General features: G+C 64.7%; 1 protein-coding gene. It reads left to right on the top strand.

Going from position 1 to position 805, the window contains the following annotated elements; translation table 11 throughout:
- Positions 1 to 805 (top strand): hypothetical protein (locus MKK70_RS11600; RefSeq protein ID WP_243947832.1); only part of this gene is annotated, 805 nt, incomplete at both ends.

The following is an 805-nucleotide window of genomic DNA, read 5'->3' as shown; positions in this document are numbered from 1 at the left end:
AGCCGACCGTTCGGAGGCTCAACCATCGCGGTCAGCGTTTCGTCACGCACGGCCGGCGCTATCGATAGCCTGACCTGGGCCGGCACGCAGTTCATCAACGCCCACGACCACGGTCGCGAACTACAATCAGCCTCGTCCTACGACGGTTACGGTGAGTGCCTCAACCCGACCGAGGCCGGCAGTGATGGGGACGCCAATGGCCCAAGCAGTTCAGGTTTACTCACCGCTCTTGAGATAGGCCCGGCGATGCTGCTGACGCGCACCCAGATGGCCTACTTCATGTCGCCGGGCCGGCCGGTCGGCAGTTGCCCAAAAGGCCCCGGCCCTTACAACTCACCGCGTTCTGACGACGTCCTGACGAAGCGGGTCACTCTCGGGAGTGCAGGTGTCGCCAATGCGATTGAATACCGCGCGACCTTCACCACTGCGCAGGCTCACGACTCGGCCACTTTCGAAGTCGCGACCGCCTACATGCCGCCCGACTTTGCCCATTTCTGGAGCTTCGACCCGGCGACGGCCCAGGCCGCCGTGCTCTCGTCAGAGGCTGGGGAGCAGGGCCTACCGGTGATTCTGTCCACCGCAGACGGCTCGCGGGCAATGGGCGTCTACAGCCCGAGCCTGCCTCAGCCGGCGCTGCCGAACGTTGGCTATGGCCGCTTCGATTTCTCGACACTGCCGGGGGCCGGCAACGCCACGGTAAAGTGGAACTGCGTGTTCCGCGCGAACGCGATCCCAGCCGGTGACCACACCTACACCTGCTACGTGGTTGTCGGTACGCTACAGGACGTGAAGGACGGTATGCGCG

Origin of the sequence: Methylobacterium sp. E-041 (assembly GCF_022829665.1) — a bacterium.
GTDB lineage: Bacteria > Pseudomonadota > Alphaproteobacteria > Rhizobiales > Beijerinckiaceae > Methylobacterium.
This window is presented reverse-complemented; position numbering and strand designations above follow the sequence as displayed.